Genomic DNA, 16446 nt, shown 5'->3' on the forward strand with positions numbered 1-16446 from the left:
CAATCATGGAACTGGCATTTTATGCCTCGGCCCTGGTGGCCATTTACAGCACGCTGCGGGTGATCAGCACCAGCAACCCCATGCATGCGCTGCTTAATCTAATTATCTCCCTCATCGCCGTGGCCATGATCTTCTTCTGCCTGGGTGCCGCCTTTGCCGGCGCCCTGCAGGTGATCGTCTACGCCGGCGCCATCATGGTGCTGTTCGTGTTTGTGGTCATGATGCTGAACCTAGGCTCAGCGCAGGCGCAGGAGAAAAAGTGGCTCACCCCCATGACCTGGGGGGGCCCTGCCCTGCTCTCGCTGATCCTGCTGGGCTTTCTGGCCCACGGCATTCTCGGGGTGACCGGGGGCCTGATCGGAGTGACCGAGGTGACCGCCAAGCAGGTGGGTGTCGAGCTCTTTGGCCCCTATGTGCTGGCGGTGGAGCTTGCCTCCATCCTGCTGCTGGCGGGTCTGGTAACCGCCTATCACCTGGGCCGGGAAGACAAGAGTGGTGAAGTGCTCTCCGTCCCCCGCACAGCATCCCGCTCTGCACAAGAAGGAGGTCAGCAATGAATGGAATCCCCATGGAGCACGGGCTTTTGCTGGCCGCGGTGCTCTTCTGCATCGGCTTGTGCGGTCTGCTGATCCGCCGCAACCTGCTCTACATCCTGATGAGTATCGAGATCATGATGAATGCCTCGGCACTGGCGTTTGTGGTGGCGGGTAGCCGCTGGGCCCAGGCTGATGGCCAGATCATGTATATCCTGGTGATTTCTCTGGCGGCAGCGGAGGCCAGTATCGGCCTTGCCCTGTTACTGCTGCTCTATCGTCGTTACCACACCCTGAACGTGGACACTGTGAGCGAGATGCGCGGATGAGCCTCTTATATCTGACTTTTCTATTTCCGCTGCTGGGATGGCTGGTGTTGGCCTTCTCCCTCGGCCGGTTTGGTGAGCGTACCTCGGCGCTGATCGGGGTAGGCTCCATTGGCCTGTCGGCCCTCACTACCCTGTGGGTGGGCATCGACTTTCTGGGCAACCCGCCCGAGGGGGGCGTCTATGTCCAGCGCCTGTGGCAATGGATGGCGGTGGGCAACTTTACCCCGAGCTTCTCGCTGGCACTGGATGGCCTGTCGCTGACCATGCTGGGGGTGGTGACCGGGGTGGGTTTCTTCATCCACCTGTTCGCCTCCTGGTATATGCGCGGGGAAGAGGGTTACTCCCGCTTCTTCACCTACACCAACCTCTTTATCGCCAGCATGCTGTTCCTGGTGCTGGCCGATGACCTGCTGTTTGTCTACCTCGGCTGGGAAGGGGTAGGGCTGTGCAGCTATCTGCTGATCGGCTTCTACTACAAGGATCGCAAGAACGGAGCGGCGGCCCTCAAGGCATTTGTCGTGACCCGGGTGGGTGATGTCTTCCTCGCCATCGGCCTGTTTATCCTCTATCGGGAACTGGGCACCCTCAATATCCACGAGCTGCTGGTGCGCGCACCGACCCTGTTTGCCGAGGGCTCCCCTGCCCTGTCGCTGGCCTGCCTGATGCTCTTGGGCGGCGCGGTCGGCAAATCGGCACAGCTGCCGCTGCAAACCTGGCTGGCGGATGCGATGGCAGGCCCGACCCCTGTCTCGGCGCTGATCCACGCCGCCACCATGGTGACCGCCGGTGTCTACCTGATTGCCCGTACCCACGGCCTGTTCCTGCTGGCGCCAGAGATCCTCCATCTGGTCGGGCTGGTTGGCGCCATCACGCTAGTGCTGGCAGGCTTTGCCGCGCTGGTTCAGACCGATATCAAGCGGATCCTCGCCTACTCCACCATGAGCCAGATTGGCTACATGTTTCTGGCACTGGGTGTCGGCGCATGGGAAGGGGCCATCTTCCACCTGATGACCCACGCCTTCTTCAAGGCGCTGCTGTTCCTCTCCGCCGGTGCCGTTATCGTTGCCTGCCACCATGAGCAGAACATCTTCAAGATGGGTGGGCTGCGCAAGAGTCTGCCGCTGGTCTATGCCTGCTTCCTGGTGGGTGGCTCGGCGCTGGCGGCGTTGCCGCTGGTCACCTCCGGTTTCTACAGTAAGGACGCCATCCTGTGGCAAGTAGAGGCCTCTGGCCAAAGCGCGCTGCTGTGGGCCGGTCTGGCGGGGGCATTCCTCACCTCGCTCTATACCTTCCGGCTGATCTTTATCGCCTTCCATGGCAAAGAGCAGACCAAAGCCCATGCGGGCCACGGTCTGGCTCACCATCTGCCGCTGCTGGTATTGCTGGTGCTCTCCACCAGCATCGGCGCGCTGATCACCCCGCCACTGGCAGGTGTACTACCCGCAGGCCCGGGGGACCATATCGAAGAGGGGCGCCATGCGCTGGAGGTAGCCTCTGGCATCATTGCCATTACTGGCATTGTGCTGGCCGCGTTTCTGTTCCTTGGTGAGCGCCGTCTGGCCACCTCCATTGCCAACAGCGCGCCGGGCCGCCTGCTCAGCACCCTCTGGTTCAACGCCTGGGGCTTTGACTGGCTCTATGACCAGCTGTGGGTCAAGCCCTATCTGCTGGCCACTCGGCTGCTGGCCCGCGACCCGCTGGACTGGATGATGGGCCTGCCCGCCTGGTTTGCCCTGCGTGGCAACCAGCTGTTGGCCTGGACCGTGACCGGCAAGTTGCGCTGGTATGCCGCCTCCATGGGGATCGGCGCCGTGCTGGTGCTGGCGCTGTTGCTGCTGGGATAACGCGATGAACAACACGAAGATCGTACAGCCGGGCTGTTTGCTCTCCCTGATGGAACAAGGAGCGCAATCTCATATGAACTTGAACGAGAGCTGATACCGTGACCTTACTCTGGATCTTGCTAATTCCTTTTATCGGCGGCTTGCTCTGCTGGCAGATGGAGCGTCTCGGCGGGCAGTTTGTCCGCTGGGTTGCCCTGCTCTCCATGAGCGCCAGCCTGCTGCTCTCCTGTGCCATCTGGCTAAGTGGTGATTTCTCCCTTGCCACCACGGGCCTCGACAGCGCGGGCGTCTCCGGTGCTGCCTCCGCCTGGGCCGCCGAGTGGCGCCTGCCGTGGATCCCCCGCTTCGGCATCTCCCTGCATCTGGCAGTGGATGGTTTGTCACTGCTGATGGTCATCCTCACCTGCTTTATCGGGGTACTGGCCATCCTCTGTTCGTGGAAAGAGATCGTGCAACGCATCGGCTTCTTCCATCTGAACCTGCTCTGGATCCTGGGTGGCGTGCTCGGCGTCTTTATGGCGCTGGATCTGTTCCTCTTCTTCTTCTTCTGGGAGATGATGCTGGTTCCCATGTACTTCCTGATTGCGCTCTGGGGCCATTCGGTCACTGACGGCAAATCACGGATCAACGCGGCGACCAAGTTCTTCATCTACACCCAGGTGAGCGGCCTGATCATGCTGGTGGCCATCATCGGGCTGGTGCTGACCCACCAGCATGCCACCGGTGTCTTCACCTTCAACTATCTGGATCTGCTCAATACCCCGATGAGCAAGGGTGTACAGTGGCTGCTGATGCTGGGCTTCTTCATCGCCTTCGCGGTCAAGATGCCGCTGGTGCCGCTGCACGGCTGGCTGCCGGATGCCCACAGTCAGGCGCCGACCGCAGGCTCGGTGGACCTGGCCGGTATTTTGCTGAAAACCGCGGCCTATGGACTGCTGCGCTTTGCCCTGCCGCTGTTCCCGGAAGCCTCCGCCGAATTTGCTCCCTACGCCATGGTGCTGGGTCTTGTCGGCATCGTGTATGGCGCCATCGTGGCCTTTGCCCAGACCGACATCAAACGGCTGGTGGCCTACACCAGCATCTCCCACATGGGTTTTGTGATGATCGCTATCTATTCGGGTAGCGAAGTGGCCCTGCAGGGTGCCGTTGTGCAGATGATCGCCCACGGTCTCTCCGCCGCCGGCCTCTTCATCCTCTGCGGTCAGCTCTACGAGCGCCTGCACACCCGCGATCTGCGCCAGATGGGTGGTCTGTGGGGACGCCTGCGCTATCTGCCGGGTGTGATGCTCTTCTTCTCGGTCGCCTCTCTGGGCATGCCGGGCACCGGCAACTTCGTCGGCGAGTTCCTGATCCTGATCGGCAGCTTCCAGGTCGCCCCGGTGATCACTGCGGTCGCTACCTTCGGTCTGGTGCTGGCCTCGGTCTACTCCCTCATCATGCTGCAGCGCGCCTGCTTTGGCCCGGCCAAAGACGAGAGCATCCTGAAAGGACTGGATCGCCGCGAACTGACCATGATGATGGTAATTGCGGGCCTGCTGGTTCTGCTTGGCCTCTATCCCCAACCCGTGATTGATACCGCCAGCAGCAGCCTTATCAACGTGCTGCACTGGTATCTGCTGCCAACTGCTGGAGCTCTGCAATGACTTTCTCCGCTTCCCAACTGCTGGCACTGCTTCCCCTGCTGCTGACCACCGGGGCCATGGCGGCCCTGATGCTGGCCATCGCTTGGCGCCGCTGTGTCACCACCGCCTTTACCGTGACCATTGTTGGCCTCAACCTTGCTCTGTTCTCGCTGCCCATCGTGATGGCGCAAGGGGATCAGGGGGTCACCCCGCTGCTGCAAGTTGACAGTTACGCCGTCTTCTACATGGGACTGGTGCTCATCGGCGCCCTGGCCACCTGCACCTTCGGTCAATCGTGGCTGAAAGCCTACCCGGACAACCGGGAGGAGTTCTTCCTGCTGCTGCTGATCGCCACCGCTGGTGGTCTGGTGCTGGCCTGCTCTCGTCACCTCGCCTCTCTCTTTATCGGGATCGAGATGCTGACCCTGCCGATGTTCGGTCTGGTGGGTTACGCCTACCGCGAGCGCCACTCGCTGGAAGCGGCAGTGAAGTACATGGTGCTCTCTGCCGCCGCCACCGCCTTCCTGTTGTTTGGCATGGCGCTGCTCTATGCGCAGGCAGGCAGCCTGAGCTTTGCAGCCCTGGGGCAGACCCTGGCCGAGAGCCCGGCTCACCATCCGCTGCTGATGGGCGGTTTGGGGTTAATGCTGGTCGGCTTTGCCTTTAAACTCTCCCTGGCCCCCTTCCACCTCTGGACCCCGGATGTCTACGAAGGTGCCCCGGCACCGGTCGCCACCTTCCTCGCCACCGTAAGTAAGGTGGCGGTCTTTGCCGTGCTGCTGCGCTTCTATCTGGCGGTACCGGCGGCGAGCGATCCCATGATCCACTGGCTGCTGGCAGCCATGGCGGTCATCTCCATCCTGGTCGGCAACCTGCTGGCCCTGGTGCAGACCAACGTCAAACGGATGCTGGGTTACTCCTCCATCTCCCACTTCGGTTACCTGCTGGCGGTGATCGTGGCGAGCCGATTCGGCCAGATGCCGGTGGAAGCAGCCGGGGTCTACCTGCTGATGTATCTGTTCACCAGCCTGGGTGCCTTTGGGGTGGTGAGCATGATGTCGAGCCCCTATCGCGGCAAGGATGCAGACTCCCTGCACAGCTATCGCGGTCTGTTCTGGAAGCGCCCCTATCTGACTGCCGTACTGACGGTGATGATGTTGTCACTCGCGGGCATCCCGATGACCCTCGGCTTTATCGGCAAGTTCTACCTCATCGGCGTCACCGTCGAGGCGCAGCTCTGGTGGCTCTCCGGTGCCATCGTGCTCGGCAGCGCACTGGGTCTCTACTACTACCTCAAGGTGATGGTGACCCTCTATCTGCGCGAACCGGGTATGCAGCAGCGCGATGCCAGCGCCGACTGGGCTCTCTCCTCCGGTGGAGTGGTAGTGCTGCTCTCTGCAGCGCTAGTGGTGTTGCTGGGGCTCTATCCCCAGCCGGTCATCAGCCTGGTACAAGGGTTCCAGCACGTGGTATTGCAGTAACCTTTACCGTCGCTACCCCTCATTACCCGCAAAACCGGCAGCCTTGGCTGCCGGTTTTCTATTTGCGGACCGACAGCATCGCGCACTCCGCGAGCCAGCAAATGACAGATCAATCAGCGAGGGTGATGTCCATCATGGTTTTTGCCATACAACCAGAACCGGGCGAGATCCTCATACCCTCTTGAATTCCTTATTGATATATTGGTTATATTCTGGAATGGAGTTCAGATTGATGAAGCAACACTACGTTTGCCAATTTAACCCGACAGAACTGGCTGCCACGCTGGCACCCTTGCAAGGAGGCAAGCTGACCATACTGCTGGCCGAACAGGATTGCGCTCAGGTCCCCCTGTTGCAGCAGTTGTGCCGCGACTTCAACATCGCCCTGGATGGCGCCATCTTCCCCCAGCTGATCGGTGCGCAAGGCTTGTTGCCGCAAGGGGCCTGGCTACTGCCCAGAGCCAACCCCTATCACGCCACACTGCTGCCCCTGACACCGCAGGCCAGCGCAGCATCCCTTGCCCAACTGATTGCGGAACAGGTGGAGAGCATGCTGGCCACCTGGCCAACCCCTTCGCAGCCACCAACCCTGTTTCTGACCTTCGACAACCTCATTCCCAATATCGCCTCCATTCTGGATGCGCTTTATCTGCAACTGGCCAATCGCGTCAACTATGCCGGCGCCAATGCAGGCAGCAGCAGCTTCACCCCCCTTGCCTGCCTGTTCGACAATCAACGGCAACTTGCCTACGGGGTCACCTGCACGCTGCTGCCCAGCAACAGCTTTCCCTTTCTGGAACATGGTTACCAACTCTCGGCCCAACCGATGCTGGCCACCAGCAGTGAAGCGAACAAGATTGCCTACATCGACTGGCAACCGGCCTTTCAAAAATATCAGGGGCTGATCAGCCAGCAATTCCAGCACACTATGGTGCGCGAGGAGCTCTACCGTTTCGTGGTGCACATGCCACTGGGCCTGCTGCGGGCCAACGGGGATGTGATTGTCAGGATCCCCGTCGAGGCAAACGATGACGGCGCCCTGCTCTGCGCCGGCGAGGTTGCAGAGCACAGCATCCTCACCCTGCTGAAGGCGCCAGAGAGTGCCACCGCACATGCCTGCTCACTGGCCAGGCGCCTCAACCAGCAACAAACCCTCACCCGGGCACACTTGCTGGAGGTCTACTACTGCGCGGGACGCCAGCTGCACTTCGACCAGCAGACGGTGACCGAGCTGCGCACCCTGCTGACCCACTCGGGGGCCGGCGATCTGGCAGGAGCCCTCTCCCTTGGCGAAATTGGCAGCGTGCGCCATGGGGATTACCCCCAATTTCATAACGGCGCCATTCTCTGTAACGGGGCAGTGATATGAACAACGACCACGCCATGGCCATCGTCTGCGATCTGGCGCTCTGCATCGGGCGTGAAGTCACGCTGGATGCGCTGCTCACCAAGGTACTGCAACGTTTTATGCATCACTGCGCCACGCCGGTTGGCGCGGTATTGCAGCAGCAACAGGAGGGATACAAGCTGCTCAAGGTGATCGGCGACGAGCAGTTGCGTCAGCACACCGGCACCACCCTGACCCTGCCTGGGTGGGTCAGCGAGGAGGAGCACTGCCTGCTGCAACAGACACTCCCCCTGCCGGGCAGCCGCCCCTACCAGTTTGCCTATCGGCTCAAGGTTGAAGGAGGTTATCTCATCTTGCTGCTCGCCCCCCAGCCACATCAGCAGATCGTACCGGTCTGCCATCTGTTCAGCCCGGTGCTCGGCAACCTGGCCCGCGCCATTTCCCTCTGCAAGGACAGCGAGCTGCTCGCCCTGCGTCAGCAGGCCGAACTGAAGGATCTGAAACACTTCAACGAATCCCTGCTCAAGGCCATCCCGATCCCGGTGTTCTACAAAGATATCGAAGGGCGATTTCTGGGCTGCAACCAGGCCTTCAATCAGGTGATCGGCCTCGGCAAGGAGGCGCTGCTGGGTCGACGAGTCGAGGAGCTGCTGCCAGTCGGGCTTGCCGAGGCCTACAGCATGCGGGAAGCCGAGCTGCTGCGAAGTCGCCAGCCCCAGTGCATCGAACAGCAGTTGCATGACCGCAATGGCATGCGCTATCAGGTCATCTGTTTCAAGGATCTCTTCTATGACCATCAGGGGATGGTTGCAGGCATCATCGGCACCCTGGTCGACATCACCCGCCTCAAGGAGAGCGAGCGCCACCAGCGTGACCTGCTGTTCCAGACCATCAGTGCCCTCGCCAGCGCCATCAGCCACAAGGATCGCAACAGTGCGGGCCATGAGCTGAGGGTGCGCGATTTGGCACTGGCCATCGGGCAGGCCATGCAACTGCGGCAAGAGCGGCTGGATGCGCTGGGACTGGCGGCCATGGTGCACAATATCGGCCTGCTGCAGATCCCCACCGAGATCATCACTCGCCCCCGTGAATTGCGGCCGGTGGAGTTCGAACTGATCAAGCAGCACCCCCAAGCCGGCCACGATATTCTCAAACAGATCGACTTCCCCTGGCCCATCGCCACCATAGTGCTGCAGCACCACGAAAACCTCGATGGCAGCGGCTATCCGCAGGGGCTGGCGGGCAACGCCATTACCCTGGAGGCGCGCATTATCCGGGTGGCCGACTCGCTGATCGCCATGACCTCCCATCGCCCGTTCCGCCGGGCCATGCCCCTGAGTGACGCCTTTGCCGAACTGACCCGCTATGCCGGGATCCATTACGATGAAAAAGTGGTCAATAGCTGTATCGTGCTCTGGCAGACCGGCTACCACTTCGGTCCTCCCATCAGTCAACTTGCAGACAAGGCGGGATAAGATGTCCGAACTCCTCACCTCCTGTGCACTCCCCCACCCACTGACCGATGCGCTCCCCTCCTCGGCGCTGTTGCTGACCCAGGTGATGGATCAGCTTCCCTATCGGGTGCTGCTCAAAGACACCCGCTTCAGCTACATCGCGGGCAACCGCCTGCTGGCGGCGGATCTCGCCCTCTCCCCAGAGGCACTGGTGGGCAAGAATGACTGCGACTTCTTTCCCCCCGAACTGGTACAGCGCTATCGGGAGGATGACGCCCGAGTCATGCGCGAGGGGATACACCAGCACATCGAAGAGCCCTATCTGAAGGGGGGAGAAGCCCGCTGGCTCAGCACCACCAAGTTTCCCCTGCGTGATGAGGCGGGGGTCATCGTGGGGGTCGGCGTCTTCTTCGAAGACATTACCGAGCAGAAGTGGCAGCAGGAGAAACTGCAACAGTACAGCTGGACCCAGCAGGCGATCAGCCGCGCCCACCACGCTCTGCTCAAACCGGGCGATGAGCCGCAACTGCTGCAGGATATCTGCGATGCCATCGCCGTCGATGACCGTTTTCCGCTGGTTGCAGTGCTGCAAGGCCAGCCCGAACTCGCCCAACCGCCGATGATCGTGGCGCAGGCAGGCAGTGCCGATGCATCGGAACAAACGCTTTGGTTGAACGATGAGGCCCTCACCCAGGCCATCCTCCACCAGCGGCGTCTCAATCAGGTGATCTTCCACGAGCGGCCCCATACCAGCCGCCACCCGTTGCGATCCCGCCTGCTGATCCCCTTGCCACTGCAGGAGGATCTGGCCGGTGCGCTGATCATTCACAGCGACCAGCCACGGTTGTTCAGCCAGGAGGAGGAGCAACTCTTCATCCAGCTGACCGACTACCTCACCTATGGCCTGCAGGCGCGCCATACCCAGCAGGCTTATCTGCGCTCGCAACAGGAGAAGATCTTTCATGCCCGCCAGCTGGAGCTGGCACTGGAAGATGCGCTGGGTGCCATCGCCGCCGTGCTGGAGCAGCGCGATCCCTATACCGCTGGCCATCAGAAACATGTGGCCAAGCTGGCCCAAGCCATCGGCCGGGAGCTCAGGCTGGAAGAGAAGCGGCTGCGAGGGATCTATCTGGGCGCCATGGTGCACGATATCGGCAAGATCCAGGTTCCGGCCGAAATTCTCACCAAACCGGAGCGCCTCACGCCACTGGAGTTCGAGCTGGTCAAGGAACACCCCGCCATCGGCTATCTGGTGCTCAAGGATATCGACTTCCCCTGGCCCATCGCCCGGATGATCCACCAGCACCACGAGTATCTCGATGGCTCCGGCTATCCGCTGGGACTCAAGGGGGATGAGATCCTGCTGGAGGCCCGCATCCTCACCGTCGCCGATATCGTCGAATCCATGTCCTCTGATCGCCCCTATCGCGCCGCCCTCGGCATTCCCCAAGCCAGGGAGCAGATCATCCAGATGCGCGGCCATCAGCTCGATGCGGATGTGGTGGATGCCTGTCTGCGGATCCTCGACCGGGGAGACTTTATCCCCCAACCGCTCGGCAAGCCGTAACGACACGGATAAAAAAACCGGCCAATTGGCCGGTTTCTGTTTTTATGCGCTGGTGCTGTCTCTATTAACCCAGACGAACCCGGGCGTTGCGGAACATCCGCATCCAGGCGCCGTCCTCGCCCCAGTTGTCCGGGTGCCAGGAGTTGGCCACGGTGCGGAACACCCGCTCCGGGTGCGGCATCATGATGGTGGCACGACCATCAGTGGTGGTCACGGCGGTGATACCATCCGGCGAGCCGTTGGGGTTGGCCGGGTACTGCTCGGTCACGCTGCCGCGGTTGTCGACAAAGCGCAACCCTACCAGACCGCTCTGCTGCAGCGCGTTCAGGTGAGCGGCATCGCGCACCTCGACACGCCCTTCCCCGTGGGAAACGGCAATGGGCATCACCGAGCCAGCCATCCCCGCGAAGAAGGCCGACGGGGACTCCTGTACCTGCACCAGACTGAAGCGCGCCTCGAAGCGCTCGGAGCGGTTGCGTACAAAGCGCGGCCAGAGATCGGCACCCGGGATGAGTTCTCGCAGGTTGGACATCATCTGGCAACCGTTGCAGACACCCAGAGAGAGGGTATCGCCGCGCTCGAAGAAGCGCTGGAACTGCTCGCGGGCGTTGTCGTTGAACAGGATGGACTTGGCCCAGCCTTCACCGGCCCCCAACACATCACCGTAGGAGAAGCCGCCACAGGCCACCAGGGTCTGGAACTCCTCCAGCTTGATGCGACCGGAGAGAATATCGCTCATATGGACATCGACCGCCGCGAAACCGGCACGATCGAACGCCGCCGCCATCTCCACGTGGGAGTTGACCCCCTGCTCACGCAGCACCGCCAGACGGGGGGAGACCCCACGGGCAATGTAAGGTGCAGCCACATCCTCGGACGGGTTGTAAGTCAGCTTGGCATGCAGACCCGGATCGGTGGCGTCCTGACGAACAGCATGCTCCTGATCCGCGCACTCTGGGTTGTCGCGCAGGCGCTGCATCTGCCAGCTGGTCTCGCCCCAGATGGTGCGAAGAGCGGTACGGCTGGCACGATAGACCTCCTGACCGCCCCGCTGCAAGGTGATGAGATCCCCTTCGCGCACGGTGCCGAGCACATGGGAGCAGGCTGCCAGACCGTGACCGGCCAGCAGGGTCATCACCGCCTCTTTATCTTCACGACGCACCTGAATGACGGCGCCCAGCTCTTCGTTGAACAGCGCCGGCAGCAGCTCGCCGCCGATGCGATCGAGCTGGATGTCGAGGCCGCAGTGGCCGGCAAACGCCATCTCGGTCAGGGTGACGAACAGGCCACCGTCGGAGCGGTCGTGGTAGGCGATCAGTTTGCGATCAGCCACCAGCGCCTGAATGGCGTTGAAGAAGCCCTTGAGCTGGACCGGATTGTCGAGATCCGGCGCCTTGTCACCCAGCTGGCGATAGACCTGCGCCAGCGCCGAGGCGCCGAGGCGCTGCTTGCCATTGCCAAGGTCGATGAGGATAAGGTCGGTTTCACCGAGATCGGTACGCAGTTGCGGAGTAACCGTGTTGCGCACATCCTCGACCCGGGCAAAGGCGGAGATGAGCAGGGAGAGCGGCGAGGTGACGCTGTGCTCCTTGCCATCCTGCTGCCAGCGGGTCTTCATGGACATGGAGTCCTTGCCCACCGGAATGGTGATGCCAAGGGCCGGGCAGAGCTCCTCACCCACCGCCTTGACCGCCTCATAGAGCCCGGCATCTTCGCCCGGGTGACCGGCGGCGGCCATCCAGTTGGCGGAGAGCTTGACCCGTTTGAGCGAGCCGATGTGAGCCGGTGCCAGGTTGGTGAGTGCTTCCGCCACCGCCATACGAGCGGAGGCGGCGTGGGAGAGCAGCGCCACCGGGGTGCGCTCGCCCATCGACATGGCTTCGCCGTGGTAGCTGTCGTAGGTGGCGGCAGTGACGGCGCAATCGGCCACCGGGATCTGCCAAGGGCCAACCATCTGGTCGCGGTTGACCAGACCGGTCACGCTACGATCGCCGATGGTGATAAGGAAGGACTTCTCCGCCACGGTCGGTAGACGCAGCACCCGCTCGGCAGCTTCGCCCAGGGTGATGCCATCGAGTTGGAGCGCTTTGCCTTGGGCAGGCAGGCTTGCAACATCGCGATGCATCTTGGGGGTCTTGCCCAGCAGCACATCCAGCGGCAAATCGATGGGGTGGTTGTCAAAATGCTGATCGGAGAGCGTCAGGTGCTTCTCTTCGGTGGCAGTACCGATGACGGCATAGGGTGCGCGCTCGCGCTCGCACAGCGCCTTGAACAGCGGCAGCTTCTCCCTGGCTACCGCCAGCACGTAACGCTCCTGGGATTCGTTGCACCAGATCTCGAGCGGGCTCATGCCCGGCTCGTCGTTCGGGATGGCACGGAGGTCGAAGCGACCGCCGCGATCGCCATCGCTCACCAACTCCGGCATGGCGTTGGAGAGGCCGCCTGCCCCCACGTCGTGGATGAAGACGATGGGGTTATCGTCCCCCAGCTGCCAGCAGCGGTCGATCACCTCCTGACAGCGGCGCTCCATCTCGGGGTTGTCACGTTGCACCGAGGCAAAATCGAGATCTTCGGCCGACTGGCCGGAAGCCATGGAGGAAGCTGCGCCGCCGCCCAGACCGATGTTCATCGCCGGGCCACCCAGCACGATGAGGGCCGCCCCGACCGGGATCTCCCCTTTCTGGACGTGTTCGGAGCGGATATTGCCGATGCCGCCCGCCAGCATGATGGGTTTGTGGTAGCCACGTACCTCGACACCGTTGTGGCCCGGCACCTCCTCTTCGAAGGTACGGAAGTAGCCGAGAATGGCCGGACGGCCGAACTCGTTGTTGAAGGCGGCGCCGCCGAGCGGCCCCTCCTGCATGATATCAAACGCGCTGACGATGCGGCTCGGCTTGCCAAAATCCTGCTCCCAGGGCTGCTCAAAGCCGGGGATGCGCAGGTTGGAGACGGAGAAACCGACCAGACCCGCCTTGGGCTTGGCACCGCGACCGGTGGCACCCTCGTCGCGGATCTCGCCGCCGGAGCCGGTGGCTGCCCCCGGGAAGGGGGAGATGGCGGTCGGGTGGTTGTGGGTCTCCACCTTCATCAGGATGTCGACTTGCTCCTGATGATACTGGTACTCGCCGCTGGCCGGGCTCGGGAAGAAGCGGCCACCCTGGCTCCCTTCCATCACGGCGGCGTTGTCTTTATAAGCAGAGAGGACATGATCCGGCGTCTGCTCGAAGGTGTTCTTGATCATCTTGAACAGCGACTTGGGCTGCTGCTCACCATCGATGGTCCAGTCGGCGTTGAAGATCTTGTGGCGACAGTGCTCGGAGTTTGCCTGGGCAAACATGTAGAGCTCGATATCGTTGGGGTTGCGACCCAACTTGGTGAAGTTCTCCACCAGATAGTCGATTTCGTCGTCGGCCAGCGCCAGACCGAGCGCCACGTTGGCTTCGGCCAGGGCTGCGCGACCACCGCCCAGCACATCCACCTGGGTGAAGGGGCGCGGCTCGTGGTGAGCAAACAGGGCGGCAGCTTCGCTCATCTCGGCAAACACCACTTCCATCATCCGATCATGAAGCACGGCGGCAATGGCACTGCGCTGGGCGGCACTCAGCTCACCCAGCCCCTTGATGGTCAGGTAATAGGCAATACCACGCTCCAGCCGCTTGACCTGTTTCAGGCCGCAGTTGTGGGCGATGTCGGTTGCTTTGGAAGACCAGGGGGAGATAGTGCCGGGGCGGGGGGTAACAAGAAACAGCTGACCGCTGGGGGTGTGTTCGGGGATGGTCGGGCCGTAGCGCAAGAGCTGGCCCAAGGTCGCTCGCTCGGGGGGAGAGAGGGGGCTTGTCAGCTCGGCAAAGTGCACATACTCGGCATAGACATCCTCTATCTCTACTCCGCTCTCTACTCCACTCTCGTTTCTCATCTGTGCGAAGCGTTGCAGCAGTTTTTGGACACGAAAATCAGACAGTGCTGGGGCACCACGCAAGATATCCATATGACCTTTCTCACCAAGTTTTAAAGTGGGGGGGAATTGAGACGCGCGTATTATAGGGATCTGGCTCACAGCGGACAAACGTTTTTCTCACTTCGTGCAGTGTGACTCTGCGCACACTCTCTGGTATAAAGGTGCCTCTTTTTTGACAAATGCCGATTTTTTCAACAAAGGTACTCACCTACTTGCGCTGCATTTTTCGACTGTTTATCGGGCTGTTGTTGACGCTGACACTGGTTGGCTGCGACTTCTATAGCCCCTCCAGCCAGCTGGAGCAGATCCGCCAGCGAGGCGAGATCCGGGTTGGCACCATCTATGGTCCCACCTCCTATTACCAGCGTGACGACCTCGCCCAGGGGTTCGATTACGAGCTGGCGCAAAATTATGCCGACTGGTTGGGGGTGAAACTCACCATCATCCCGGTCGACACCACTGACCAACTGGTCACCCTGCTGAAAAAGGGCAAACTCGATCTGGCGGCTGCCGCCATCATGGTCACCCCCGAGCGACGCGAGCTGTTTCGCTTCGGCCCGGGCTTCTACCAGGTCTCCCCCAAACTGGTCTACCGCAACGGCAAACCCAAGCCGGCCTCATTGAACGATATCAAGGGCAAGCTGGTGGTGGCCGCCGGCTCCACCGGTGAAGATCTGCTCAAAGAGATGAGCAAAGAGAATCCGAAACTAGCCTGGAGCACCAGCGACAACGCCGATGTGGAGGAGCTGCTCAAACAGGTGGTGGATGGCAAGATTGACTACACGGTGGTGCAGGATACCGTGCTGGCCCGTACCCAGCGCTACTACCCGGAGCTCACCGAGGGGCTGACCCTGGCCCAGAAGCAGACCGTTGCCTGGGCCATGAGCAAGCTGCCCGATGACAGCCTCTATGCCAGCGTGATCGACTTCTTCGGTCAGCGCTTTATGGATGGTGCCATCGCCAAGCTGGACGAGAAGTACTTCGGCCACGTGCAGAACTTCGACTTTGTCGATACCCGTACCTTCCTCAAGCGCGCCAAGAGCCTGCTGCCCAAGTACCAGCCGCTGTTCCAGACTCACGCCAAGAATATCGACTGGCGTCTGCTCGCCGCCATCAGCTATCAGGAGTCTCACTGGGACCCGCAGGCCCGCTCTTACACCGGCGTGCGCGGCATGATGATGCTGACCGAGCCAACCGCCAAGGCGATGGGAGTCAACGACCGGCTTCATCCGGAAGAGAGCATCAAAGGTGGCTCCCTCTATCTGCAACAGATGATGGAGAAGGTGCCGGATTCGGTGCCCGATGACGAGAAGGTGTGGTTTGCCCTCACCGCCTACAACATCGGTTACGGCCACATGATGGATGCCCGTCGCCTGACCAAAGAGCTCGGCAAAAATCCCGACGCCTGGAGCGACGTGAAAGAGGTGCTGCCGCTGCTGCAACAGGCGCGCTGGCACCGCAAGGTACGTTACGGCTATGCCCGTGGCAGCGAGGCGCGCAACTATGTCAACAACGTGCGCCAGTATTACCAGAGTCTGCTCTGGCTCGACAACGAGCAACAGAAGGCACATCAGCGGGAGAGTCTCGACAACGACAGCGAGCCCGAGCTGGCCGAGCGCCCCACCGCCATCGCCGAAGTGGTCAATCAGATCACCATGCGCTAACCAGCCATTATTCGGCTGTTTTCACGCAAACTTCTCTGTTACCATCGATTCACATCGGAGCCTATCCGAAATCGCATTGTTTTCATTATGTTGAGAGATTAAATAACAGCAATTTCGGATGGGCTCCATCAATGACCCAAGGCCTGGATGGCCACCTGAGTTGGGAGGAGACCAAGATGCAAAAACGTAGAAAAATCAGTCTGGTCAGAAAAGCGAAGTGCAGCTGGAGCCCCAGACGCAAACTCAAGCTTAATGACATCAAGCGCAATCTGTGGCGCAGAAATCGATCCTATACCCTGCTTATTGCAGAGCACACAGCATAAACCCGGCATTCGCCGGGTTTTTTTATCTTCTTTCTCACCTGAAAATCGTCTTACACCAGCGCAGCTTTGAACTGTACCGACCGCTTGGAGATCAGCGAGTTGCAGTGGTTGCAGAAGTAATCCACCGCGCCGCACGCCTTGAGACGCTCCAGCTCCTGCTGGCAGGTGGGGCAGATGGCCGTGACGCGAACAGGGGCCTGGCACTGGCCACAGGTTTGCTCCTTGCTGCGGGTGTCCAGTTCAGCCTGGCATGATGGACAAAGCAGGGCTTCCATAATCAACTCCTCGAAAAGTGGATCTGCCATGGTCTTGTTCCATGGCAG

Annotated in this window: 11 protein-coding genes; 9 read left to right on the top strand and 2 right to left on the bottom strand. The window is 61.1% G+C overall.

All coding sequences use genetic code 11. From position 1 onward, the window contains the following. Positions 1-5: 5 nt before the first annotated feature. The 8 genes from nuoJ to AB5Z09_RS04805 all read left to right on the top strand — a co-directional run bounded on the left by nuoJ (position 6) and on the right by AB5Z09_RS04805 (position 10178). Positions 6-557 (top strand): NADH-quinone oxidoreductase subunit J, encoded by a 552-nt coding sequence (gene nuoJ, locus AB5Z09_RS04770; protein WP_368194744.1) that lies wholly within the window; start codon positions 6-8, stop codon positions 555-557. Next, complete coding sequence (gene nuoK / locus AB5Z09_RS04775) at positions 554-862, top strand: NADH-quinone oxidoreductase subunit NuoK (protein WP_005337247.1); 309 nt, start codon at positions 554-556, stop codon at positions 860-862. The genes nuoJ and nuoK overlap by 4 nt, the downstream gene beginning before the upstream one ends. Next, positions 859-2706, top strand: a complete 1848-nt coding sequence (gene nuoL / locus AB5Z09_RS04780) for an NADH-quinone oxidoreductase subunit L (RefSeq protein ID WP_368194745.1) — start codon at positions 859-861, stop codon at positions 2704-2706. Before nuoK ends, nuoL begins: the two co-directional genes overlap by 4 nt. A 98-nt stretch (positions 2707-2804) precedes the next feature. Further along, positions 2805-4349: an NADH-quinone oxidoreductase subunit M gene (nuoM, locus tag AB5Z09_RS04785; RefSeq protein ID WP_368194746.1), complete on the top strand. Its 1545-nt coding sequence runs from the start codon at positions 2805-2807 to the stop codon at positions 4347-4349. Then, entirely contained in the window at positions 4346-5809 is a 1464-nt protein-coding gene (gene nuoN / locus AB5Z09_RS04790) for an NADH-quinone oxidoreductase subunit NuoN (RefSeq protein ID WP_005351071.1), read from the top strand. The genes nuoM and nuoN overlap by 4 nt, the downstream gene beginning before the upstream one ends. Before the next feature lie 232 nt (positions 5810-6041). After that, entirely contained in the window at positions 6042-7178 is a 1137-nt protein-coding gene (locus tag AB5Z09_RS04795) for an FIST signal transduction protein (protein WP_123172873.1), read from the top strand. After that, on the top strand, positions 7175-8632 hold the full coding sequence (locus AB5Z09_RS04800) for an HD domain-containing phosphohydrolase (protein ID WP_368194747.1): 1458 nt from the start codon (positions 7175-7177) through the stop codon (positions 8630-8632). The genes AB5Z09_RS04795 and AB5Z09_RS04800 overlap by 4 nt, the downstream gene beginning before the upstream one ends. 1 nt (position 8633) lies before the next feature. After that, positions 8634-10178, top strand: a complete 1545-nt coding sequence (locus AB5Z09_RS04805; protein WP_236768245.1) for an HD domain-containing phosphohydrolase — start codon at positions 8634-8636, stop codon at positions 10176-10178. Positions 10179-10242: 64 nt separating this feature from the next. Here AB5Z09_RS04805 and purL read toward each other — a convergent pair whose 3' ends face one another. After that, complete coding sequence (gene purL / locus AB5Z09_RS04810; protein ID WP_368194748.1) at positions 10243-14166, bottom strand: phosphoribosylformylglycinamidine synthase; 3924 nt, start codon at positions 14164-14166, stop codon at positions 10243-10245. 149 nt (positions 14167-14315) lie between these two features. On the opposite strand from purL, the gene mltF reads away from it, so the two are divergent. Further along, positions 14316-15800 carry a membrane-bound lytic murein transglycosylase MltF gene (gene mltF / locus AB5Z09_RS04815; protein ID WP_005344877.1) on the top strand — a complete coding sequence of 495 codons (1485 nt, stop codon included), beginning with the start codon at positions 14316-14318 and terminating at the stop codon, positions 15798-15800. Between the two features lie 373 nt (positions 15801-16173). On the opposite strand, the gene AB5Z09_RS04820 is transcribed toward mltF, so the two are convergent. Next, positions 16174-16398, bottom strand: a complete 225-nt coding sequence (locus AB5Z09_RS04820) for a zinc ribbon domain-containing protein (RefSeq protein ID WP_005333789.1) — start codon at positions 16396-16398, stop codon at positions 16174-16176. Positions 16399-16446 lie beyond the last annotated feature (48 nt).

Source organism: Aeromonas sp. R2-2 (genome assembly GCF_040908355.1).
GTDB lineage: Bacteria > Pseudomonadota > Gammaproteobacteria > Enterobacterales > Aeromonadaceae > Aeromonas > Aeromonas veronii.

Bases quoted from the DNA above. Each gene is read 5' to 3' on its own strand.
- nuoN (WP_005351071.1), top strand. From the start codon at position 4,346: ATGACTTTCTCCGCTTCCCAACTGCTGGCACTGCTTCCCCTGCTGCTG.
- nuoJ (WP_368194744.1), top strand. From the start codon at position 6: ATGGAACTGGCATTTTATGCCTCGGCCCTGGTGGCCATTTACAGCACG.
- AB5Z09_RS04800 (WP_368194747.1), top strand. From the start codon at position 7,175: ATGAACAACGACCACGCCATGGCCATCGTCTGCGATCTGGCGCTCTGC.
- purL (WP_368194748.1), bottom strand. From the start codon at position 14,166: ATGGATATCTTGCGTGGTGCCCCAGCACTGTCTGATTTTCGTGTCCAA.
- mltF (WP_005344877.1), top strand. From the start codon at position 14,316: ATGCCGATTTTTTCAACAAAGGTACTCACCTACTTGCGCTGCATTTTT.
- nuoL (WP_368194745.1), top strand. From the start codon at position 859: ATGAGCCTCTTATATCTGACTTTTCTATTTCCGCTGCTGGGATGGCTG.
- AB5Z09_RS04795 (WP_123172873.1), top strand. From the start codon at position 6,042: ATGAAGCAACACTACGTTTGCCAATTTAACCCGACAGAACTGGCTGCC.
- AB5Z09_RS04805 (WP_236768245.1), top strand. From the start codon at position 8,634: ATGTCCGAACTCCTCACCTCCTGTGCACTCCCCCACCCACTGACCGAT.
- AB5Z09_RS04820 (WP_005333789.1), bottom strand. From the start codon at position 16,398: ATGGAAGCCCTGCTTTGTCCATCATGCCAGGCTGAACTGGACACCCGC.
- nuoK (WP_005337247.1), top strand. From the start codon at position 554: ATGAATGGAATCCCCATGGAGCACGGGCTTTTGCTGGCCGCGGTGCTC.